This window comes from Actinomycetospora endophytica, from assembly GCF_021026375.1.
Classification (GTDB): Bacteria; Actinomycetota; Actinomycetes; order Mycobacteriales; family Pseudonocardiaceae; genus Actinomycetospora; species Actinomycetospora endophytica.
Genome location: NZ_JAJNDB010000001.1, coordinates 1 through 20,243, shown reverse-complemented (window position 1 = coordinate 20,243; position 20,243 = coordinate 1). Strand labels below are relative to the sequence as shown.

Sequence of the window (20,243 nt, the reverse complement as noted above, 5' to 3'; positions counted from 1 at the left end):
TTCTCCGTTCGAGTGCTGGGCCGACGCGCGACGGAGATCCACTCGTGGTGGTAACGGGGTGCCGCCTAGTGGGTTCCGGGTAGCTGCGGCCGGTCGGGTGTTCCCCCACATCGGCACCGCACGCCTACCGGGGTGACCGCGGCCGGCGGTTGCGGCGATGGACGCAGCGTGATGTCGGTACCCGTGCCGGTCATGGCGCCCGCGGGCTGATCGTCGCTATGTCGGCGGCGTGTTCGTTAGCTGGGCGTGTGCTCCCGTCCTGCTTCGGCCGGTGTCGGTGAACCGGTCTCCGCGCTGATCTACGAAGCGCTGTGCGAGAGCTTCGCCGCCCCTCGAGTCGAGTGCGATGGGCACGCCGGTCGACGACGCGCCGATCTATGACGCGCTGCTGGCCGGGCGCGCCGACGGTCGCGCGCCCGACGCTGGCCCCGTCCCGGCGACCCCCGCCACGGCGGCCCCGAGGCTGGTGGGGTCGGCGGGCTGCGGGGGTGTGGTTCGGGGCGGGGCGCGGTGTGGGTGGTCAGGCTCGCGGAGCAGGAGGCCGGGGTGTTGGGGCATCGGCGGGTGCAGACCGGGCACGTGTTGTTGGCGCTGTTGCTGGCCGGCGGGTCGGCCGGGGAGCGGTTCCGGCGGGCCGGCCTCGAGCTGGCCGCGACCCGGCGAATGCTCAGCGCCCTCGGCAGACCCGGCTGCCCGAGCGGAGACCGGGTGGTGCCGAGTCCTGTGGACGCTCCCGAGACCGGCGCGTCGCTTCACGCTACCGGCGGCGGGGCAGTGCGCGAGTGGGGGCTGGAGTCTCCAGGCGGCTGGGGTGCTCGCCGCCGCCCGCTGCCTGTGCGCCGGGCGCGGCGAGCGCTGGGTCGAGCCCGAGGATCTGCTCGAGGCGGTGCTGCGCCGCCCCGGCTGGGCCGACACGTTGCTGGCGCGACTCCACGATGGCCCGGATGTCGTTGGCGTGGGCTCCGGCAGCGGACCCGGGCCGGTTTCCGCCGCGGTGGCCTGGCGACGCCGCCGCGCCCCCGGAGTCTGTCCGTCCTGCCTGGGTGGGCGCTGGGTATTGAGGACGCGCCGTCTCCCCCCCCCCCGGCGCGGGACGGTGCTCGGGGCCGGCGGTGGTCGTTCGGTCCCCAGCTGGGACCGCCGCCGGCCCTCCGGGCCAGCCCCGACCAGCCTGGCGCCACGCTTGGGCGCCGGGTTGTCTAGCCCTCGGCGGTGAGGTCGACCGCGAGGCGCTGCGCGCCGTCGACGAGCGCGTCGAGCTCGAAGTATGCCGGGTGGCCGTGGCGCTCCGCGGTGCCGCGCACCATCTGGGCCAGCGACTCCACCAGCGCCGCGGTGTGCCCGTCGACGACTCGCACCTCGGCCGGCAAGCTCCGCGCGTCTTGCTCATCCGGGTTGCTCGTGGGATCGATCAGCGCCACCGCGACCAGCCCCGAGGCGGGATGTTCCGACAACCACAGCTCCACGACGGTGAGTGTCGCTTCCTCGCCCCCGGGCCCGGCGCAGCCGGGCCCCGAGGACCACCGGTCGAGTGAACCGCGCCGGTCCGCCGGTGGGCGTCTGCCCGCGGGGCGGTGGGTCAGCTGAGTAGGCCGCGCCGGAACCCGGCGGCGACCGCTTCGGCGCGGCACCTGACCCCGAGGGTGCGGAACAGTCGCCGGGTGTGGGTCTTGACCGTCATCGGCGAGAGGGACAGCTCGGCGGCGATCTCCCCGCGGGTCTCCCCGCGACTCATGGCCACCAGCACCTGGGCCTCGCGCTGGCTCAACAGCGCGTCGGAAGCCACCGCGGCGGGGACGGCGGAAACCGGCAGGGTGGTTGCCGGCGGGGAGCGATCCGGGGCGGGGGTGCCATCCGAAGCCGCGCCCGGCGCGGCGGCGAGGGCGAGGTAGCCGCGGGCCCCGGCCGACAGCACCAGCGGACACAGCTCGTGGTCCTCGGCGGTGGCGCCGGCCACCAGCACCCGGACCTGCGGGGCCCAGGCCAGCAGCGCACGCAGCCCGGCCAGGGTGTCGTACTGGTTACGGCCCGCGCCGACCACCACCAGGTCGGGCTCGCTGGCCAGCCACGCCGCGACCAGCTCGGCCGGATCATCGACGACATCGACCCGCGCCGGGGTGGCGCCCGGCTCGCCCAGCCACCGGACACCCAGCTCGGCGGCCAGCCGTTCGCGCAGCCGCTCCCGTGCTTCACAGATCAGCACCCGGATGAGTTTGTCATTCTGATTTGGCCCCACTGTGACGGTCCGATCTGGCCCCATCTCGGGTGTCGGTGGTGGTCGTGGTGACGGTCTGATTTGGCCCCACCCGGAGCTGCGAGACCGGTTGTGACGGTCTGATTTGGCCCCACCATGAGTCGGCCATGGTCGGGGTGTCGGGGCGGGCTGATAGGCCTCGCCGGCGAGGCAGGTTGGCGAAGAGCCTGCTCGCGGCGGGAGGGGCCGGGGTGGGGCTGACCAGGGTGGAGCTCTACGAGGCGATCCGGCGCGACGAGCGCCGCGAGGGGTTGGGGATCCGGGAGCTGGCCCGGCGATATCGGGTGCATCGGCGCACGGTGCGCAGTGCGTTGGGCTCGGCGGTTCCGCCGGAGCGTAAGACCCCGGTGCGTCAGGCGCCGCGGTTGGATCCGGTGAAGCCGTTGATCGACGCGATGCTGCGTGAGGACCTGACCGCGCCGCGCAAGCAGCGCCACACTGCCCGTCGGGTGTTGGCGAGGCTGGTCGACGAGCACGGCCAGACCGACTTGAAGTATCCGACGGTGCGCGACTACGTCGCCCGTCGCCGGGCGGAGATCGCGCTGGAGGCCGACCGGGCCCCGGAGGCGTTCGTCCCGCAGACCCACGAGCCCGGCGGGGAGGCCGAGTGCGACTTCGCCGAGCTCTGGATCGACCTGGCCGAGGTCCGCACGAAGACGTATTTGTTCACGCTGCGGCTGTCGTATTCGGGCCGAGCTTTCCATGAGTGTTTCGCCACGCAGGCCCAGGAGGCGTTCCTGGAAGGCCACGTGCACGGGTTTGCCTGGTTCGGCGGTGTCCCGTGGGACCAGATTCGCTATGACAATCTGTCTCCGGCGGTCAGTAAGGTCCTCAAGGGCCGCGACCGCGACGAGACCAGCCGCTGGGTGGCGTTCCGCTCCCACTACGGGTTCGACCCGTTCTACTGCGAGCCCGGCGAGGACGGCGCCCATGAGAAAGGCGGGGTGGAGGGTGAGGGCGGCCGGTTCCGTCGCAATCACCTCGTCCCCGTCCCGAAAGTCGCCTCACTGGCCGAGCTCAACGCCCGGCTGCGGGCCGCGGACGAACGCGACGACGCCCGCCGGATCGCCAATCGGGTGCGTCCCGTCGGGCATGATTTCGGCACCGAGGCGCCGATGCTGCGTCCGCTGCCGGCGGAGAGCTTCGAGACCGGGCTGGTGCTGACTCCGCGGGTCGACACCCACGCCCGGGTGGTGATCCGCCAGAATCGCTATTCGGTGCCCGCGAGACTGATCGGGCGCAAGCTGCGGGTGCTGCTGCGCGCCACCGAGGTGATCGTGCTCGACCGGCGCCGCGAGGTCGCCCGCCACGACCGGGCCCAGGGCAAGGGCGCCGAGGTGCTGGCGCTCGATCACTACCTCGAGGTTTTGGCGCGGAAGCCTGGGGCGCTGCCGGGGGCGACCGCGCTGGTCCAGGCCCGCCGCTCTGGGGCGTTCGCCGTCGAGCACGAGGCGTTCTGGGCCGCCGCCCGCGCCGCGCACGGCGACCGCGACGGCACCCGCGAGCTGATCGAGGTGCTGCTGCTGCACCGCCACCAGGCCCGCGAAGACGTCCTGGCCGGGCTGCGCGCCGCCACCGCCGCCGGCTCGACCCGCGCCGACGTCGTCGCCGTCGAGACCCGCCGGATCGCCGACCAGCGACCTGCCCCGCAGCTCGGACCAGCGCCGAGCACGACCGAAGGTGCGGTGGTCAGCCTGACCGAGCGGCGGCTGGCTGACCCGCAGGCCACCATCGCCGCGCTGCCCGCGGATCAGCGTCCGCTGCCCACTGTCGCCGGCTATGACCAGCTGCTCGCCCGCCGCCAGCCGACCCCGCGAGCATCCCGGGCGACGACCACCGGAGGAGCGTCATGACCGAGCCCAACACCGCCACCAAGGCAGCCACCGGCTCGCGGCGTCGGCGACGCAACATGACCGAGCAGGCCGCCACCGCGGCGATCGACCAGGCCTGCCGCACCCTGCGCCTGCCCACCATGCGCACCACCGTCGAGGACGCCATCACCGCCGCCGAGCACGACCAGCTGACCTACCGCGGGTTCCTCGCCGAGCTGTTGCTCTGCGAGTGCGACGACCGCGACCGGCGCCGCTCCGCCCGGCGGGTCAAAGCCGCCGGATTCCCGCGGGATAAGTGGCTCGAGGACTTCGACTTTGACGCCAACCCGAACGTCAACCCCGCCACCATCTCCCACCTCGCGGCCGGGGACTGGATCCGCAAAGGCGACCCGCTCTGCCTGATCGGCGACTCCGGAACCGGGAAATCGCACCTGCTCATCGGGCTGGGGACCGCGGCTGCGAACCAGGGATTCCGGGTCCGCTACACCCTGGCCACGAAACTGGTCAACGAGCTGGTCGAGGCCGCCGACGAACGCCAACTCGCGAAGACCATCGCCCGCTACGGCCGCGTCGACCTGCTCTGCATCGACGAGCTCGGATATATGCAACTCGACCGCCGCGGCGCCGAAATGCTGTTCCAAGTCCTCACCGAACGCGAAGAAACCAACTCCATCGCCATCGCCAGCAATCAAGCGTTCTCCGGCTGGACGAGCACCTTCACCGACCCCCGGCTCTGCGCCGCGATCATCGACCGGCTCACCTTCGCCGGACTGATCATCGAAACCGGGACCCACTCCTACCGCCTCGCCCACGCCAAGGCCAGACTCGCCGCAGACTGAGGCCGCTCACTCAGCTGCCGGGGTCCTCCCGGTCCTCGGCCGCTTCCTGGCGCTCCCGCTGCGCCTGCTCCCGGTCCCAAGCCGCTGCCTGCGGATGCGTCGGCGAACCGGACTCCCGACCCGCACGCTGCCGCAACCGCCCAGCCCGCTGATGAGCGTCCGCGCTGAGCTCATGAGCACGGGCCGCCTCCTCATGAGCCGCAGCTGCCTCGCCTCGAGCCGCGCGCAGCGAAGCCTCCTGTTGTTCCGGCGAACGCGCGCCCTCCGCGCCCCGCTCCGCGAGGTCCTCCCGCTGCTGGCGCAACTCCTCGAGCTGCTGCCCGAGCCGGTCCCGGCGCTCACGCGCTCGAGCCACCCGACTCGAACTCTGCCCCTCACGCCGCCGACCGCCCTGATCACCCTCGTCCGGCTCGATCACCTGACACACCCACCTCGCCACGCACCTACCCGAACCCTGACGCGCAACTGGGGCCAGATCAAGCCGTCCCCCCGGGGCCACTCCGGGTTGACACACTTACCCGGAGCGTCATCGCCGGCCATTCCAGGTGACCGGCCTAGCGGTGTACCCCTCGATCGGCGGCTGCACGATCGATCCCCTCATTTCGGCAGCCGCAGGATGTCGGGCACCGGCCCGACCACCCGCTCCAGCGCGGCGACGACCCAGCCGGTGGAACACCCGCCGGACCGGAGGTTCTCGGGTCCGTCGACACCAGCCGGGCCCGGCGAGGCAGGACGCTCACCGCGAACCCGCCCGAGCGCTGTGCTGCCGGTAGGGGACCGGCGTGCGACGCCTCCACCCCGTGGGCGGGCCGACGCCGACGCCCCCGACCCGGTCACGTCCCGCCCTACCAATCGGTTGCCGGCAGACCAGAGACGACCGGTTCCTGAAATGCTTGTTCTGTCGATATGACTCCTGCCTCAGGACTCCCTGACGCCCACCCAACGCGAGATCACCCAAACGAGTGGTCGTATTGGCCTGCTCAAGGTCGCTGGGCCCCGGGTTCGGTCGGTCAGCTGGCAGCCCTCCGGGGTACGTTGATGTGTGGTGTCTCAGGAGACAGTTCACAGTTCGTCGTCAGGACATGCTTCACCGCCGTGCCCAGCGGTGATGGTAGTTCTGCCCGTCTGAGCGGGGACGGGATCGGGTGGGCGAGGGTGCGGAATCCGGCGGCCGGCATCGCGCGCCGCGGGCAGGTTGGGTGTCGCCACCGGTGTCCCCAGCGACCGCTTCCCGTTCCCGTGGTCTGTCCGTCGTTGGCTGCCGGGTCAACCACTGAGCACGACCACCGAGCTCGACGAGTAGCTACTCGCAGTCGACCTTGCCGCCTTCCTCACCGAGCTGCACGCGGCCAGCACCGAGGACGGCCCCGCCGCCGGCAGGCAGTCCTTCTTCCGCAGCAGCCACCCCAGCGCATACAGCGACGAGGTCGAACAGGCACTTCTCGCCCTCGCTGACCGGGTCGATGTCCAGCGTTGCCGTCAGATCTGGCTCGAAGCGACCACGACCGCCTGGCCAGCGGCACCCGTCTGTGCCCACGGCGACCTCGCCGTGGACGACCTGCTCGTCCAACACGGACGCCTCAGTGCGGTGATCGACTTCTGATGCTGCGCGGTCGGAGACCCGCCTGCGACCTCACGCTGGCCTGGACCCTGTTCACCGAGCCGGCCCGCCGAAGCTTCCAGCGCCGTCTTGACCTCGACGCTGACACCTGGCGACGCGCTCGCGGATGGGTGTTCTGGGAAGCCCTGGTCACCACGGCGGGCATGTCCAACCCCGACCCGACATGCCTCCAGAGATACGTCCTGCTCACAGCGCTTCAGACGCCCCTGCCCTGGCCCCCGCTCTCGACCCAGCTGATCAAGCGGGCACGTCAACGATCTCCTGACAACAATCCGTCAACCATGTCCCGCGACGGCACACACCAACATGAGCAGGCTCGATGCGTACCCGTGGCGGCGTTGACCTTAATGTCCGTAACAGGATCTCCGGCGAGTGCGAATAGCTGTTCGAGGGGCTGATCGGCCAGCCGCAGTCAGGGCTCCAGGGGGGTGTGCCCTGCCGGGCTCGGTCCGGTCAGTCCCTCTCCCGGTCGCTGCCGGACGGACCGACGCCGGGGAGACGACCCCGGCCATGGCGCAGAGCAGGCCCGGTGCTGGGCTGACCGTCGGCCAAGTGCGCTCACGTCGGCGGTCGGGCGCCGCGGCGGCGGAGGGTGTGGAGATGCTGCGGGCCTGGTCACCAGCGACGACGTGGGCCGGTGACCGGGCCCGCACACCCCAGAGGACCCCCGGTCCCTCCGGGGCATCGGCGGACACCCTCCGCAGGCCCGCCGATGTGACCGGTCGGGTCTAGTTGTCGGCGGCGATGGGGTTGTGGCAGGACTTGGCGTTGACCGCGCCGTTGCCGTGCCCGGCCTCAGAAAGGATCGGAATACCGCCGGCGAGGTCCTGGACCCGGGACCTGCACGCCGAGCACGTTGACCGGCACGTTGTTGTTGCAGGCATTCAGCGAGGTATTCGGGGTGAAGTCGCTGGAGTTGACCAGGCCCTTCTGCACCGTGGTTCCCACGTCGTGGTGACGCGAGACGCCGTGGTGCCCGCTCGAGTCGCCGCTCTCGCAGGTGTCGCGGGCCAGTGCGACACCGGCGGTGGAGACCAGCCCGGTGGAGATCACGGCCGCCACGAGGACGGTCGTGCGCAGAGTCGCCATGAGTGGCGGAACCTTCCTGGCACGGGAGCCCCGGCCACCCGGTGATCACATCGCGCGACCGATCGATAACGTGGTGTCAGCTCGACGTTTCGCAGGCCGGGGAGAGGCCCGGCCGGGGCTGTGGGGGGACAGCCACCGACCGGGCCTCCCGGGGTGGGGGTGCGCCGAGCCGGTGGAGACCCCACAAGAGGCTCGGAAACCCGGTCCGGCGGTCCCCGACCGAGCAGGGTAGCGGCGCCGCGACCAGATCTCCACGATTCGTCTAACGGCAATTAGATTGCGCGCTGAGCGATCATGCCCGACACAGCCGGGATGCTGACCAAGCCGGATGGTCAGTCCGCGCCAGGGCCGTCGAGACCGCCGCGGGGATGTCGTTCCGCTCGGTCGACCAGGTAGTGCATGCCCCGCCGGCTCAGCTCGACGGCGGCGGCCGCCCGGACACCGGCGAGAGCCCGGACCCGCTCGGCGGTGACCGGGTCCACGCAGCGGACCTCCGGTGGCATCGCGGCGGGGTGCTCGGCGCGCGGCCACGGGTCGTCGCCGGGCCACAGACCGACCGCGACCACGTCGAGCCCGACCAACCCGGAGATCATCCCCAGGTCCATACCGGTCAGTGTGCGCGGTCTACACCTGGGCGGGCCCCCGCCACCGCTGACCCCGGTAAACCGCCGGGTCGCACAGAGTGAGCGGTCGGGGGTCGACATGCTGCAGGCCCGATCACCAGCCATCGAGGGGAACTGGTGGCCGGGCTCGCAGACCCGCACGCCGAAGCCAGCCCGCCGGGCCGTCACCGGGACCCGGGCGCTGGCTTCGGGCGCTTCTTGGTTGTCGGCGTCGATGCCGTTGCCTCACTTCTTGACGTTGGCGGCGCCGTTACCGGTCCCGGCGGAGGACAGGATCGGCAGGCCGAGCACGTCGTCCTGGACCGGGACCTGCACGCCGAGGACGTTGACCGGAACATCGTTGTTGCACAGGTCGCCGGTGGTGTTCGGGGCGAAGTCGCTGGAGTTGACCACGCCCTGCTGGGCGGTGTCGCCGTCGTTGCCGTTGTCGGGGGCCAGGGCAACACCGGTGGTCGAGAGCAGGCCGGTGGAGATCATCGCTTAGCCAGCTACGCCGCAACCGCCATCCCTTTTGGCCTGACCGATCATATCGCTGCTGCGCAGCGCCTCGCCCAGGTCGATGGCGAGCTGCGCGCCCGTCCGCTTGCCGCTTCCCGCCCCGGTCAGGGCCCGTCGGGTCGGGTGCGGTGATGCCCGCGGCCGCGCCCGGGGGTGGGATGACTGGTCGGGCGGCGGCCTCAGCGGGGATCACCGGTCGAGCGGTCGCGGCGGCGTGGCAGTAGGTCGTGGGCGGTGCGCAGCGCCAGGTAGGCGTCTTCGTAGCCGCCGCTGGCCAGGAACGCGGCCGCGGTGCGGGTCGCGGCCGCGGCGGCGGCGAGCGCCGTGACGGGGTCGTCGTCGGCCCCGAGCTGCCCGCCGGGGGTGGTGCGGTGCTGGGCGGAGCTGGCGCGCAGCGTGGCCTCGAGGTGCCCGCCGCGGACCGCGGGCGGGAGCGATCGCAGGTCGCGCAGCGCGTGCAGCCCGACGTAGATCGCGGCGGCAAGCTCGAGCGGGGCGCCGTCGGCGTCGGGCTGCGATGGCGCAACGGGGTGGTGCCCGACGGGACGAGGGCCCGGCCCGGCCGGCGCCGGCAGGGGGTCGGCGGTCGGGCGGGGCGGCCGGGTCGTGGTCACAGCGGCGGCACCGCTGGCCGGTGGCGGCCCCTGGTCCGGGTGGTCACCACCAGCCCGTGGCCCAGCCCGCTGCTCTGTAGTGCCTGCCGGACCGGCCACCGTGAGTTCTCGGCGAGCAGCTGGAGCTCCACCCCGGAGAGCCGGCAGTGCCCGGCCAGCTCGACGAGTACCTCGACCCCGGCGGGGTCGAGCAGGACCACGTCGGTGAGATCGCAGACCAGCGTGCTCGGGGTTCGCAGCGCGCCCGTGGGCCGGGGTTGGTGGCCGGTGGCGGTGAGTACCCGCAGGGTGGCGTGCAGGGTGCGCCGCCAACCTGGGGCGGTGGCGGGGTCGATCTCGCCGATGCTGCGGGCGATCACGGTCCGGGCCCGGGGCGCGGTGACCGCGACCACCAGCGAGCCTTCGGCCAGCGCGGCCGGGGCCGGGCCGGGCCAGGGCATCAGCCCGCCGCGGGTGATCAGCCGGGTCGGCCCGAGTACCGGCCGCTCGGGGATGGGCGGGTCGAGCAGTGACACCACGGCCACCTTCCAGAACCACCGCCGCCGCCCCGCCGTCGCCCGGGTGCTGGCGGCGGGGAAGCGGGCGGCCCGGGACTCGCGCCGCGGCCCGGCAGGGGCGGGCGCGAGCGGGGGAGCGGACGACCACAAGGCGCGGCTGTCGGGGTCAACCGCGGTGAAGCGCTGAGGCTGAGTACTGTGCGTGGTCCACGGGGTGAGGTCCCGGACGCCCGCCCAGCCGGCACCCTCAAGGGCGGCGGGGGTGCCGGAGCAGGGCGGGGCGGGCGTCCGGGGGCCCGGACCGGGCGGGGCACCAGGCGTGCACCGGACGCCGTGATGGGCGGTCTCGGCGCCGGCCCTCGCGGCTCGAGGGGCTGGCGCAGACCCACGGCTGTCTCCCGTGAGGGGGCGGCATTCGCGGTGGGGTCCCGGGGGGTCCGGGCACGGAGTCGTGGTGCGGGGGGCGGGACCTTCTCCTTTGATCCCGCCGTGGCCGACCGTGACTCCGCTCACGCTAGTTGTACAACGGGTTCGCGTCGCGGACAACGGCCAGTTGGGTCAACAACGCTGCCAGCCGGGTGCTCCCGCCCCGGTCCGGCGGCCGTTGCGCCGGCCAGCGATGCCGTCCGGGCGCCCCCGGGTGGTGGGCCGGGTGGACATGTTCGAGTCGTTTCCTCGCTCGAGCGCAGCGCCGGCCCATCGCGAGGAGGCGGTGGGCCGCCGGCCGGCGCGCAGCAGACCACCCAGCGCTGGTTGCCCGCGGCTGACCCGGTGCCGCGGCGGGGTGGCGATGCCGGTTGAATAGGCCCGGCGGTGGCCGACCGGTGGCTGTCGTTGGCGGTTCGGTTTGACCCGAGGGTCGGCGCGTGTCGCGCGGGGAGCCGAGGAGGGCGCTGGTGGCTGAGCCGGAGCAGTTCGACGTGCTGCTGGTCGAGGACGACGAGGGCGACGTCCTGATGACCCGCGAGGCGTTCGAGTACCACAAGTTGCGCAACCCGTTGCACGTGGTCGCCGACGGGGTGCAGGCGCTGGAGTTCCTGCGCCGCGAGGGTGGCTACGCCGACGCGCCGCGCCCCGGGCTGATCCTGTTGGACCTCAACCTGCCCCGCAAAGACGGCCGTGAGGTCCTGCACGAGATCAAGTCGGATGCGTCGCTGCGCAGCATTCCGGTGGTGGTGCTGACCACGTCGTCGGCCGACGAGGACGTCGCGGGCAGCTACCAGGCCTACGCGAACGCCTATGTGTCCAAGCCGGTGGATTTCGACCGGTTCGTCGACGTGATCCGGCGGATCGACAACTTCTTCGTCTCCGTCGTCAAGCTGGTGCGCTGACTGCCCGGCGAGCGGGCGTCGTGGTGGTCGCTGCGCTGGTGGGATCACGGCGCGATCGGGGATCGGTGGGCTCGCGGCTCCCCAGACGCTGCCCCAGCAGTTCCACGCTTCTCCCGTACCCGCCCCGGGCCGGGGGCCTCACCGGCGCGGACGGCGGGCCAGCACCGGCACCCCGGTCCGCCGGTCAGGGTCCTGGCGGCGCCGGCCTCCGAAGGACTGACCTCAGTCATCGGCGCGCGGGTACCCATCAGGGGCGTCGCGCTCTCCTGCCGGCGGCCGGGCGCCGCCCCGGGCGGGCTCGGGGCCGGGGCGCGGGGTGGCCGCTCACCCGGCGTCGGTCGGCAGGTGGCGGGCCAGCGCGGCCCAGCTGATGTCGTGGTCGCGTTCGGCGGCGATCGCCGCGGCGCCGCCGCGCAGCCCGAACAGCCGCTTGGCGACCAGCAGGTAGGCCACCACCGCTAGGTTGATCACCAGCCCGACGATGGTGCCGGGGCTGGCCGAGCTGGTCAGCTCGGCGACTTCGGGGACCAGCAGCAGCGTGGTCATCACGAAGGTCAGGTACTCGCCCCACCGGGTGGCCCGCCACAGCCCGATCCCTTCGGCGGCCTCCACGGCCACCAGCATCAGCAGCCCGGCCGCGACCAGCCACAGCGGGCCAGCCCCGCCGGAGAGCACGCTCTCGAGCTGGCCGATGGCCTGGCCGCCGAACACGATCTGCAGCGCTGCGGCGTTGGCGAGCAGGTCGTCGCGCAGCGCGGTCTGGTTGATCAGCACCGCGACCGCGCCGCCGAGTACCAGCGCCAGGACCAGGACGTTGAACGCCCGGGTCAGCGCGATCAGCCGCAGCACATAGCGGCTCTTGAGCGGGCGGCCCCGGGTGGGCAGCACGATCTCCTCGCGCCCGGGCGGTGTCGCCCGCGTCGGGGCGGCGGGGCTCGGCAGCAGCAGCCAGGCGTCGCAGCGCAGACACCGATACCAGCGGGCCCACTCCCCGGCCGGCCGCACCACCAGCGCGTCGGCCTCGGTGATCATGGCCGCGTCGGTGCCGACCATCCGGTGCCCGTGCCAGGCGCACCCGAGCAGCTCGAACCGCAGCCGCGGGCGGCGTCGGCCCGGCTCGGTGCCCGGTGGGGACACGAAGCCACCTGGAGCGGTCTCGACCGTCATCGCTGCGGCTACCCACTCTGTTGTCCCCGCACCGCTAATCGCCCGCCCTCGCGCGGCGAGGCGCGGCCACTGCGACCCGGGGCGAGTCGGGCCCGCCGCGGGACGAGCTCGCGCTGCTAGCTGCGCAGGGTCTCGCTGGGTGAGTGTCCGTAGCGGTGTCGGTAGTCCAGCGAGAAGCGGCCGAGGTGGGCGAAGCCCCACCGCTGCGCGACGGTGGCCACGCGGTCCCCGCGGGTGGGGTCTGCGGCCTGCAGGTCGCGGTGGGCGCGCTGCATGCGGACCTGGCGCAGGTACGGCGTGTTCTAGTGAACGTCGCAACGTTGCTGGTCCGGGGAGGCAGTTTTCATCCGTCGTCGACACATGGGCCGACGCCCCCGGTGCGGGCCCCGAGAGCCAGGGGGTGACTCCCGGGGATCCCGCGCCGGACGCAACGTCACAAGGGGGCGGGACGCGGCGCCCTGGGCGACCCGGAGGCCGGGCTGGTGGTCCGCTCGACCTCATGTCCAGGACGGCGGTCTCCGGGTCAGCGCCGAGGGTCCTCCGTGTTCGCCGAGCGGTCAACCCGTTCGGTTAATGGTCATCAAGGTGCGGAAGGCCGACAGGGCATTGGGTCCAGACGCGTTGCATGAGCGCATCTGGACCGAGCCCGCCGCCGGGCACCGGCTGTATGAGCACGTTCCATCTCTGGCGGCCGACAGGGGGCGCCGGTACCCCGCGGACCGGCCGTGGCCGCCTGTCCGGGGCGGAACAGGCTGGCCGGGGTGGCCATGTCCAGGCTCTGACGCGGGCGGACGTGATTACAGCCCTGTACCAGGCATCGATCGCGGCCTGGGCGGTGTCGAGATCTGCGAACGGCGCGACGTGATCGAGCAGTTCGCGGCGCAGCGTCTGATGGAACCGCTCGATCTTCCCCGGTGGTCGTCGGGGAGCGGCGCTTGGTCGACCGGGCGGTGATCCGATGCCCCCGGGCAGGTCCGCTCGAAGAGCACCTCGACGGGCGCCGGGCGGGTGTAGCGGCCGGTGAAATGCTTGCCGTTGTCGGTCAGCACCTCACTGGGCACCCCGTAGCGCGAGGTCGCGGCAGGAACGCCTCGGTGACCGCCCGGCCGGTCGGCACCACGACCAGGGCGGCGACCACCACGTAGCGGGAGTGGTTGTCGATCCCGGAGACCATCTTGACCTCGCGCCCGCCGGCCAGGTGCACCCCAACCGACCAGACCGGGCTGCCAGAGCGCCATCGGCGTCTCCCGGGTCCAGCGCTTGTACTTGCGCGGCCGGCGCTGCTCCTGCCGGGGCGACCAGCTCATGGCGCACCAGCACCCGATGCACCACCGCCCGCCTCAGGGGCGGGCGTAGGTCTCGGCGGTCTTGGACTCGAACTCCAGCCCGACCACGGGCTGGTCCCCGACGACCCACGCGTCGTGGCCCGGAGCGAGGCGGTACGCGCTCCCGGCGACGAGGTCGGCCTCGGTGCCGTCGTCGGCGACGACGTGCAGCCGACCCGAGGCGAGGTAGCCGAGATGCGGCGTCTGGCAGCTGTCGGTCCCGGCGAGGGGTTTGATGCACTCCGACCAGCGCCAGCCCGGCTGCAACGTCATCCGGGCGATCGTCGCGTCGCCGAGGGCGACCACGTCGACGTTCGTCAGGTTCGGGGTCCGCGTCTCGTCCGGGGCGTCCATGTTCTTGACCGCGATGCTGCTCATGTCTTCTCCGATCGGTCGGTTGGCCCTCAGGGCATCTGGCAGCGGACGACGTCGAGGTTGCGGAAGGTGACCTCGCCCCCGGCCAGGGCGGTCATGCGCTCGGCGATCGCCGCGGTCGCGGGGTGCTTCGAGTTCGTCATCGCGTCCTCGTAGCTGGGGAACTCGACGACCTCGACGTGCATGCCGGGCCGGTCGCGGTCGGCCCCGAGCACGAACCAGCGTGCCGTGCGGTCGGGTCCGATGTCGCGCATCCAGTCCTCGACGGCGGCGTCGAACTGCTCGAGCTGGTCGGTGGGGAACTCGATGAGCTGGACGAACGCTCCGGGCGCGGTCGCGGGCTGGGCGTCGCGCAGGCCACTGCGGATCATGTCGCGCAGCGCGGCGTCGTCCGTGTGGCCATGCACCGCGACAGCGTGCTGGGTGGCGGCCTCGACGACCTCGTCCTCGTCACCGGTGAGAGTCAGTGTGCAGCCGATGTCGCTGGGGACGTCTCGGCAGTCGACCATCTTGCGGGCCATGATCAGCCCTCCTCGGGAGTGCGGATCGACCCAGAATAGTGGCCGCCAGGAAGCCATGTCACCAGGTAACCTAGCGAGCATGGGGGAGCACGGGGAGTTCGCGCGCGCGGTTCGAGACCTGGTGCTGGCCGGGGAGCGGTTCCGCGCGCAGGCAGGTCGACGCCGTGGACTCAGTCCGTCGTCGGTGACGGTGCTGACCGCGCTGTTCCTGGACGGGCCGCGTGGTCCCTCGGAGCTCGCCGGGCTGCTCGACATCACGACGGCGTCGGCCACCGAGCTGATCGACCGGTTGCAGGCTCTCGATCACGTCGTCCGGCGTCCGCATCCCCGCGACAGGCGGCGTCTGCTCGTGGAGCTGACCGAGTCGGGCGCGCGCGAGATCGAGGAGATCTTCGCGTCGTTCGCCGCCCGGGTGGAGGCCTCGAGTGATCCGATGAGTCCTGCCGAGCGGGATGCCACTCTCGAGTTCGTCCGTGCCGTCCGTCGGAATCTGGGCGAGGACGGAACCCGGACGGGCGATTGCGCAGAATAGCTCTCAGTTGACGAACACGGAGAGTGCTCGTAAGTCGCTGTCCGTCTCTGGGACTGCTTGTGGTGATTGGTGATGAGGCCTCGACCTAGCGGTCGCCACCTTGGAAGACGATGGCTATGACGGCCGCTTATCAGGCTCTTCCGGAGATGGAGCGCATGTGAGGGCGTAAGCACGTGCAGCGCTGGGGTGTGTCGTTGCGCTGAGGTGGGCTCCCGAGGCGTGTTCCTCGCCGCCTGGCACGAGGTGGCGCCGGGCGTCACAGTCCGCCGCTCCGACGACACATGGCTTCGGCCGCAAACCGGGCGGCGACCTGGTCGGACCTGGGGTGGTGTCGTCGTGGTCGCTGCTTAGGGGAGGGTCAGGAAGGCGTAGGCGACACTCCAGGATGGCGGCCGTCTCGCTGGTCTGGGCTAGGACCGCGGTGATGTGCAGCGGGGGCAGCGGGCCCATTGTCTGGCTGGCCTCGACGACGGCCAGGGTGTCGGACAGGGGCCGGACGTCGTGTAGTCAGTCGGTGGTGGTGTCGGCGAATAGCCCGGCCCAGGCTGGGGGCATCCCGGGGGTGGCCGGGCCGCCGAAGAGCATCACGAACGCGGCTTCGATGACCGCACGGCCGTCGCAGACATGCCCGTCGGGGCTGACCAGACTTCCGGTCGGGGCGTAGGTCGCGGCGATTCCGGCGGGATTGGTGTTCCAGGCTCTGGCCTGGGCGTTGAGCAGTGCTTGGGCGTCGATGCTGGTCAGGGCGGTGGGCATGGTGTGCTCCGTGGGCTGGGGCGGGTCGGATTGATTCGGGCTGACGGGCCCGGAGGGTAGGAGCCGGGCTGGTGCCGCAGGTGGGGCGTCCGGCCGAGGTGTCGACCTGATCGGCGCGGGTCGCGAACGGGTCGCCGCGTCGTCGGTGCCGTGCTCGTCGTGGAGGTCGGCGATGGGTGAGGTCCAGGCGCGACGAGCCCCGCCGTCCGGCCGTACTCGGACGGCGGGAGCGGTGTGTTGCCCCGCGGTCGTGTCGCCTGTCCATGCCGACTTGGCGGTGGATCGAGCCGCCGCGAGCTGGATCCACCCGGGACGGGTGTCCCCCGGGTCGCGGTTAGGGGGTGAACGCTTCGGCGATGAGCGCGGTGTCCTCCGATCCGCGGTAATACGCGACTTTGCCGTCACGGAACCGGAAGTAGTGATGGAGGTTCGTTGCTACGTCCTTGCCCGTGGCCGATACCGTGAATGCGTAGCGGAGAAATACCATGACGTCTCCGTCGTCGTTTTCCGCGAAGCTCAGCGGTGTGAACTCGTTGACCGGCCCGGTCTTGGCGATTCCTTCGAAAAAGCTGGGAACCTCGCTCTTGCCGTGCTTTGTGCCGTGCCACGGCCCGATGTCGAGAGCTGAGTCGGCGGCCCAGTCGACGTCGTCGGTGCATCGGTCGAGGATCGAATCGACGTCGCCGTGTTCGAAGGCCGCGTAAATGGTTTTGACGGTTTCGGTGTTCTTTCCGATGGCCATGATGGAGCTCCTCGTGCGGCGAAGCGACCACGGAGGGCGGTATCGAATCTTGCGCCGCGTCGGGTTAGTGTATTCCGGTTCGACGGCTCTTGCGCACTACTCACTTTTTGCGCTCCAGCGGGCACCGGGAGTGAATTGGCTCTTGCTGTCGGCACCGTCGGTGTCGGCCCGGTGCCTTTCCGCGCGCGGGGGCGGCCGGGACCGGCTCGCCGCCACGCTCGATGGCCAGCGCATTCCCGGCAAGGTTGGCAGCCCGGCGAGGTCCTCTCGGCCTGCCGGGTAATCGCCGGCGAGGGTATCCGACCGTTCGGACCGCCGGCCCGGCCGGCGGCACTCCAGAGTGCCGCCTCGGCGAGCTCGGCGTCGAGCACTCCGGCGGCTCGCTGGTAGACCGCGTCAGCGATGCGGCGCGCCCAGCAGGCGTCAGGCTGCATCGGCGATCGCGGTATCGGGAACCAGCGGAACGGATGGGACGCTTCCGTGATCTACTCGGTGGATCGGCGCGGTCAGTGTTCACCGCAGGCAGTGCTGTATGAACGAGATGCGTAACCAGCGCTGCCACCCGTCATCGCTTCTCGGATAGCGGCGACGCAGCATGGACTCGAGCATGAAATAGCGCGGGTGCCCTACAGTAAGAGGTGGGGTTGAAAACCCAATGGTGATACCTGAGCGTAAGGGAGCCCGGCACGCTCACCGGCGGCTGTCAGGCCGTGAGGAAGGAACCGTTTTCGCCGGGAGTATTCCGTCGTGCTGGAGGTGACGGGCGTCGGGGGGCGTTGATGTCACGACGGTCGACCACTGTGTTCTGCGGCCTCGCCGCGCTCGCGGCGGTGGTGTGGGCGGCAACGCCGTGGGCGGCGATGGCACGCCACGGAACGGTGGATAGCCGCACGCTGGAGGGGTGGCGCGCGGAACATCGTGTCCCCGCGCCCCGCCTACCGGAGAGTAGCGTCGCTGTCGGCTCGCCGGAGCCGGAGCCGGAGCTGTAGCCCCGCTGCCCTGTGCGCATCCCAGGGCCCTCGCCGGGGCGCCGCCGGTGTCCGCGCGATCGGGTGGAGGACTCGTGGTGGTGGCGCGTCTGCGCGCGGCGCGGTGGTCGGGGTGCTCACGGCCGGGCCTGTTCGGGCGCGGCGTGGGGGCCGGCGGCACCAGCGTTGCTGCTGGCCCGCTGGGTGTAGCTGGGTTCGGTGTAACCGGCGAGGGCCGCCGAGGTCCGCGGCGATCGACAGTCCGCCGCGGCCGGGCACCGAGCCCGCAGGCGCTGATCGGGTCGAGATCCGAATGTCAGGGGTAGCTGGCCCCACCATCGTTGAGTCGGCTGTCGCGGCTCGCGGCGTTGCGGTCAGCCGATTCGCCGGTGATCGCCCGCGGCCATTCGAGATTTCAGGCTGACCTCGGGGCCGGGTGATCCGCGATATGCGATCCGCGACGACGTCGAGGCCCCAGCCTGTTGACCGCTCCCGGCACCAGTGGCGCTGGCGTCGCCGGGGCGCTGCGCGCGTACACCGCAGCTGGACGGTCCCAAGCGGCTCGACCAGCTCGTGCGCAATCGGGAGCCGATCGGCCCTTGCGCTAATCGGGCCGGGGAGTGCGCGACCTCGGTGCGATCCAGGTCATTTACTTACCGATCGAGCGGTAAGTAAGCTGGCCGCATGGCGATGCCCGCCCACGAGCCTCTGGTGCTCGTCAACCTATTCTCGATGTCCCCTGAGCTGGCCGAGGAGTTCGTGGCCGCTTGGGAGTCGTCGATCGCGGACACGCGCGAAGCTCCTGGGTTTTGGGGGCACCCGGCTGCATTGGGCGATCGACCCGCAGGCGCCGTACCAGGTGGTCAACGTCGCCCGGTGGGAGTCCGAGGCGCACTGGCGTGCGGCGGTAGCGGCGGCGGGCTGGGACAGTTCTGGGCAGGTGCCCCGGAACTCGACGGTGGCGGCGCAGCCGGCGCTCTACCGGGTGGTGCACCTGACCCCCGACCCGAAGACCCCGGGGACGCCGGTGGGTCAGGACGGCTGACCGGCGTTCTCGGCGGTGAGCCCGAGAACCATGATCCGGGCCGCGGCGACGATCGTGTCCAGGCCGTCGTCAGGGTCGGCGACGTCGGCCGCCGCGCCGAACGCGTCGAAGACCAGCCGGATCCGCAACCGGTCGGTCGCGTCCCGGGGTGCGGCGAACAACTCGACCAGGACCTCGAATCCGCCCGGCACACTCGCGTCCGGTGCCACCACCCGATCCAGCACCGGCCGGATCGCCCGGGACAGCCGCAGCCCCGCCAGGCGCTCGGGGCTGGCGCCGGCCAGCCACCGCAGCCCGGTCTCGCGCAACAGTCCCGGCGAGCTCGGCTGCTCGCGGGCCCAGTCCACGAGCGTGTTGATCTCATCGCGACGGACCTGGGACAGCGCCCCGAGCAGCGCTTCCTTGGACGGGAAGTGGTAGTACAGCGCCGAGTTGGTCACCTCCACCGCGGCGGCGATGTCGCGCATCGAGGTGCCGTCGAAGCCGCGCTCGATGAACAACCGCCGTGCCGCTTCGAGCACTGCCCCGCGGGTCGCCGGCCCCGAGTTCGGTCCGCTGCGCTTCGGCACACCAGCAAGCTTAACGAACGCTCGATAAACACGGAGTCGCTGTGACCGCCGTGGCCGCGCTCGCCGTGATCTTCGCCGGGCTGCTCGCCGGCGAAGAGTTCGTCGTGCGCTGGGGCCTCGCACCGGCGATGCGCTCGCTGCCCGACCCCGCCCACCTACGGATTTGGATCGCGCTGGTCCGGCGGCTGCGCGTGCTGGTGCCGATGCTCATCGCGCCCACCGTCGCCCTCGTGATCGCCCTGGCGGTATGGGCCGCGCCGGGGCCGTGGGCGTGGGCATCGTTGGGTGTGCTCGCGGTGTTCGTCGCGTCCTCGGCGCTGGGCACCGTGCCCATCAACATGCAGGTCATCGAGTGGGACCCCGACCAACCCCCACCGGACTGGCCCACTGTCATCGCCCGCTGGGAAACCATCGACGTCCTGCGCTCCAGCACCGCCGTCGCCAGCTTCGCCCTGCTCACCATCTCCCTGCTCTGAACTGCTGACATGACTGATAAGTCGGCTCTATGTCAGCTCGGCGCCGGCCGGGCCAACCGCGAACCTCCGCAAAGCACCCACTTCCCGGAGGGGTCAGTTTCCGGACGGGCGGTTTCCACTGAGCGTCGCAACACGTCCTTGATCGTTTGGGAGTCGTGTTGTCGACGCGTCGTGTCAAGAAGGGCCCTGGTCGCCGTCCGCAGTCGGCCAAGCGGCAGCGATTCACCGAGCTGCGGTCCCGGGGATGGAGCGTGGCCGCCGCCGCCCGCGAGGTCGGGGTCTCGCGCACCAGCGGCGCGAACTGGGCGCGTGGCTACAAGACCTACCGCAACGGCGAGGTGGTCGGGTTCGTCGCGCCCCTGGACCGCCTCGCGGTGCGCGAGATCAGCACCCGCTACCTCTCACAGGACGAACGTTTCCAGATCGCCGACCTGCACCGCGCCGGCTACACCCAGCGCGCGATCGCCACCGAGCTGGGCCGCGACCCGTCGACGATCTCCCGCGAGCTGCGCCGCAACGCCGGACCCGACGGCGGCTACGGCCCGTTCGAGGCCCACCGCCAGGCGGTG

Annotated in this window: 24 protein-coding genes; 8 read left to right on the top strand and 16 right to left on the bottom strand. The window is 71.8% G+C overall.

Annotation, left to right across the window (positions count from 1 at the left end; all coding sequences use genetic code 11):
• Positions 1 to 1,199: 1,199 nt before the first annotated feature.
• The gene (locus LQ327_RS00115; RefSeq protein ID WP_230729375.1) at positions 1,200 to 1,466 is read right to left on the bottom strand and encodes a hypothetical protein; all 267 of its coding nucleotides are present in this window, start codon (positions 1,464 to 1,466) and stop codon (positions 1,200 to 1,202) included.
• A 113-nt stretch (positions 1,467 to 1,579) separates the two neighbouring features.
• Positions 1,580 to 2,203: a helix-turn-helix transcriptional regulator gene (locus LQ327_RS00110; protein ID WP_230729374.1), complete on the bottom strand. Its 624-nt coding sequence runs from the start codon at positions 2,201 to 2,203 to the stop codon at positions 1,580 to 1,582.
• Positions 2,204 to 2,451: 248 nt separating this feature from the next.
• On the opposite strand from LQ327_RS00110, the gene istA reads away from it, so the two are divergent.
• The 3 genes from istA (at position 2,452) to LQ327_RS35170 (ending at position 6,528) form a co-directional block, all read left to right on the top strand.
• Positions 2,452 to 4,107, top strand: a complete 1,656-nt coding sequence (istA, locus tag LQ327_RS00105; protein WP_230732892.1) for an IS21 family transposase — start codon at positions 2,452 to 2,454, stop codon at positions 4,105 to 4,107.
• Positions 4,104 to 4,925 carry an IS21-like element helper ATPase IstB gene (gene istB / locus LQ327_RS00100; protein ID WP_230729372.1) on the top strand — a complete coding sequence of 274 codons (822 nt, stop codon included), beginning with the start codon at positions 4,104 to 4,106 and terminating at the stop codon, positions 4,923 to 4,925. Before istA ends, istB begins: the two co-directional genes overlap by 4 nt.
• Positions 4,926 to 6,264: 1,339 nt before the next feature.
• Positions 6,265 to 6,528 carry a phosphotransferase gene (locus LQ327_RS35170; RefSeq protein WP_372460632.1) on the top strand — a complete coding sequence of 88 codons (264 nt, stop codon included), beginning with the start codon at positions 6,265 to 6,267 and terminating at the stop codon, positions 6,526 to 6,528.
• Between the two features lie 813 nt (positions 6,529 to 7,341).
• On the opposite strand, the gene LQ327_RS00090 is transcribed toward LQ327_RS35170, so the two are convergent.
• The 5 genes from LQ327_RS00090 to LQ327_RS00070 form a co-directional block, all read right to left on the bottom strand.
• Positions 7,342 to 7,635: a hypothetical protein gene (locus LQ327_RS00090; RefSeq protein WP_230729368.1), complete on the bottom strand. Its 294-nt coding sequence runs from the start codon at positions 7,633 to 7,635 to the stop codon at positions 7,342 to 7,344.
• Positions 7,636 to 7,967: 332 nt separating this feature from the next.
• Positions 7,968 to 8,240, bottom strand: a complete 273-nt coding sequence (locus LQ327_RS00085; RefSeq protein WP_230729359.1) for a hypothetical protein — start codon at positions 8,238 to 8,240, stop codon at positions 7,968 to 7,970.
• Positions 8,241 to 8,483: 243 nt separating this feature from the next.
• A complete protein-coding gene (locus LQ327_RS00080; protein WP_230729356.1) occupies positions 8,484 to 8,735 on the bottom strand; it encodes a hypothetical protein in 252 nt (83 codons plus the stop codon).
• Between the two features lie 200 nt (positions 8,736 to 8,935).
• Positions 8,936 to 9,370, bottom strand: a complete 435-nt coding sequence (locus LQ327_RS00075) for a hypothetical protein (RefSeq protein WP_230729354.1) — start codon at positions 9,368 to 9,370, stop codon at positions 8,936 to 8,938.
• Positions 9,367 to 9,885 (bottom strand): STAS domain-containing protein, encoded by a 519-nt coding sequence (locus tag LQ327_RS00070; RefSeq protein ID WP_230729352.1) that lies wholly within the window; start codon positions 9,883 to 9,885, stop codon positions 9,367 to 9,369. Before LQ327_RS00070 ends, LQ327_RS00075 begins: the two co-directional genes overlap by 4 nt.
• An 878-nt stretch (positions 9,886 to 10,763) precedes the next feature.
• Between LQ327_RS00070 and LQ327_RS00065 the strand changes: the two genes are divergently transcribed.
• Entirely contained in the window at positions 10,764 to 11,198 is a 435-nt protein-coding gene (locus tag LQ327_RS00065) for a response regulator (protein WP_308286225.1), read from the top strand.
• A 324-nt stretch (positions 11,199 to 11,522) separates the two neighbouring features.
• Here LQ327_RS00065 and LQ327_RS00060 read toward each other — a convergent pair whose 3' ends face one another.
• From LQ327_RS00060 to LQ327_RS00040, 6 genes are all read right to left on the bottom strand, one after another.
• The gene (locus LQ327_RS00060; RefSeq protein ID WP_230729345.1) at positions 11,523 to 12,335 is read right to left on the bottom strand and encodes a DUF2127 domain-containing protein; all 813 of its coding nucleotides are present in this window, start codon (positions 12,333 to 12,335) and stop codon (positions 11,523 to 11,525) included.
• A gap of 146 nt (positions 12,336 to 12,481) precedes the next feature.
• Complete coding sequence (locus LQ327_RS00055) at positions 12,482 to 12,655, bottom strand: helix-turn-helix domain-containing protein (RefSeq protein ID WP_269069241.1); 174 nt, start codon at positions 12,653 to 12,655, stop codon at positions 12,482 to 12,484.
• A 280-nt stretch (positions 12,656 to 12,935) separates the two neighbouring features.
• A complete protein-coding gene (locus tag LQ327_RS35165) occupies positions 12,936 to 13,271 on the bottom strand; it encodes an integrase core domain-containing protein (RefSeq protein WP_372460631.1) in 336 nt (111 codons plus the stop codon).
• A gap of 136 nt (positions 13,272 to 13,407) precedes the next feature.
• Positions 13,408 to 13,569, bottom strand: coding sequence for a hypothetical protein (locus tag LQ327_RS35160; protein WP_372460587.1), 162 nt, complete (start codon positions 13,567 to 13,569; stop codon positions 13,408 to 13,410).
• A gap of 136 nt (positions 13,570 to 13,705) precedes the next feature.
• A complete protein-coding gene (locus tag LQ327_RS00045) occupies positions 13,706 to 14,068 on the bottom strand; it encodes a cupin domain-containing protein (protein WP_230729333.1) in 363 nt (120 codons plus the stop codon).
• Between the two features lie 26 nt (positions 14,069 to 14,094).
• A complete protein-coding gene (locus LQ327_RS00040) occupies positions 14,095 to 14,586 on the bottom strand; it encodes a DUF1059 domain-containing protein (RefSeq protein WP_230729331.1) in 492 nt (163 codons plus the stop codon).
• 79 nt (positions 14,587 to 14,665) lie between these two features.
• On the opposite strand from LQ327_RS00040, the gene LQ327_RS00035 reads away from it, so the two are divergent.
• Entirely contained in the window at positions 14,666 to 15,118 is a 453-nt protein-coding gene (locus tag LQ327_RS00035; protein WP_230729329.1) for a MarR family winged helix-turn-helix transcriptional regulator, read from the top strand.
• A 507-nt stretch (positions 15,119 to 15,625) separates the two neighbouring features.
• Here LQ327_RS00035 and LQ327_RS00030 read toward each other — a convergent pair.
• Together LQ327_RS00030 and LQ327_RS00025 are read right to left on the bottom strand one after the other, a co-directional pair.
• Positions 15,626 to 15,874: a nuclear transport factor 2 family protein gene (locus LQ327_RS00030; RefSeq protein ID WP_230729326.1), complete on the bottom strand. Its 249-nt coding sequence runs from the start codon at positions 15,872 to 15,874 to the stop codon at positions 15,626 to 15,628.
• A 334-nt stretch (positions 15,875 to 16,208) separates the two neighbouring features.
• Positions 16,209 to 16,616 (bottom strand): nuclear transport factor 2 family protein, encoded by a 408-nt coding sequence (locus LQ327_RS00025; RefSeq protein ID WP_230729324.1) that lies wholly within the window; start codon positions 16,614 to 16,616, stop codon positions 16,209 to 16,211.
• A gap of 1,827 nt (positions 16,617 to 18,443) precedes the next feature.
• Between LQ327_RS00025 and LQ327_RS00020 the strand changes: the two genes are divergently transcribed.
• Positions 18,444 to 18,629, top strand: coding sequence for a hypothetical protein (locus tag LQ327_RS00020; RefSeq protein WP_230729317.1), 186 nt, complete (start codon positions 18,444 to 18,446; stop codon positions 18,627 to 18,629).
• On the opposite strand, the gene LQ327_RS00015 is transcribed toward LQ327_RS00020, so the two are convergent.
• Positions 18,617 to 19,198: a TetR/AcrR family transcriptional regulator gene (locus tag LQ327_RS00015; protein WP_230729314.1), complete on the bottom strand. Its 582-nt coding sequence runs from the start codon at positions 19,196 to 19,198 to the stop codon at positions 18,617 to 18,619. The genes LQ327_RS00020 and LQ327_RS00015 overlap by 13 nt on opposite strands.
• Before the next feature lie 41 nt (positions 19,199 to 19,239).
• Between LQ327_RS00015 and LQ327_RS00010 the strand changes: the two genes are divergently transcribed.
• Entirely contained in the window at positions 19,240 to 19,674 is a 435-nt protein-coding gene (locus tag LQ327_RS00010) for a DUF1772 domain-containing protein (RefSeq protein WP_230729312.1), read from the top strand.
• A gap of 251 nt (positions 19,675 to 19,925) precedes the next feature.
• On the top strand, positions 19,926 to 20,243 hold a 318-nt coding region (locus tag LQ327_RS00005; protein WP_372460586.1), incomplete at its 3' end, for a helix-turn-helix domain-containing protein.

What these genes read in the sequence shown, in the direction of transcription:
- LQ327_RS00040 (WP_230729331.1), bottom strand. Translation starts at nt 14,586, where the DNA reads ATGGCCCGCAAGATGGTCGACTGCCGAGACGTCCCCAGCGACATCGGC.
- LQ327_RS00025 (WP_230729324.1), bottom strand. Translation starts at nt 16,616, where the DNA reads ATGGCCATCGGAAAGAACACCGAAACCGTCAAAACCATTTACGCGGCC.
- istB (WP_230729372.1), top strand. Translation starts at nt 4,104, where the DNA reads ATGACCGAGCCCAACACCGCCACCAAGGCAGCCACCGGCTCGCGGCGT.
- LQ327_RS00090 (WP_230729368.1), bottom strand. Translation starts at nt 7,635, where the DNA reads ATGGCGACTCTGCGCACGACCGTCCTCGTGGCGGCCGTGATCTCCACC.
- LQ327_RS00030 (WP_230729326.1), bottom strand. Translation starts at nt 15,874, where the DNA reads ATGCCCACCGCCCTGACCAGCATCGACGCCCAAGCACTGCTCAACGCC.
- LQ327_RS00045 (WP_230729333.1), bottom strand. Translation starts at nt 14,068, where the DNA reads ATGAGCAGCATCGCGGTCAAGAACATGGACGCCCCGGACGAGACGCGG.
- LQ327_RS00085 (WP_230729359.1), bottom strand. Translation starts at nt 8,240, where the DNA reads ATGGACCTGGGGATGATCTCCGGGTTGGTCGGGCTCGACGTGGTCGCG.
- LQ327_RS00035 (WP_230729329.1), top strand. Translation starts at nt 14,666, where the DNA reads ATGGGGGAGCACGGGGAGTTCGCGCGCGCGGTTCGAGACCTGGTGCTG.
- LQ327_RS00080 (WP_230729356.1), bottom strand. Translation starts at nt 8,735, where the DNA reads ATGATCTCCACCGGCCTGCTCTCGACCACCGGTGTTGCCCTGGCCCCC.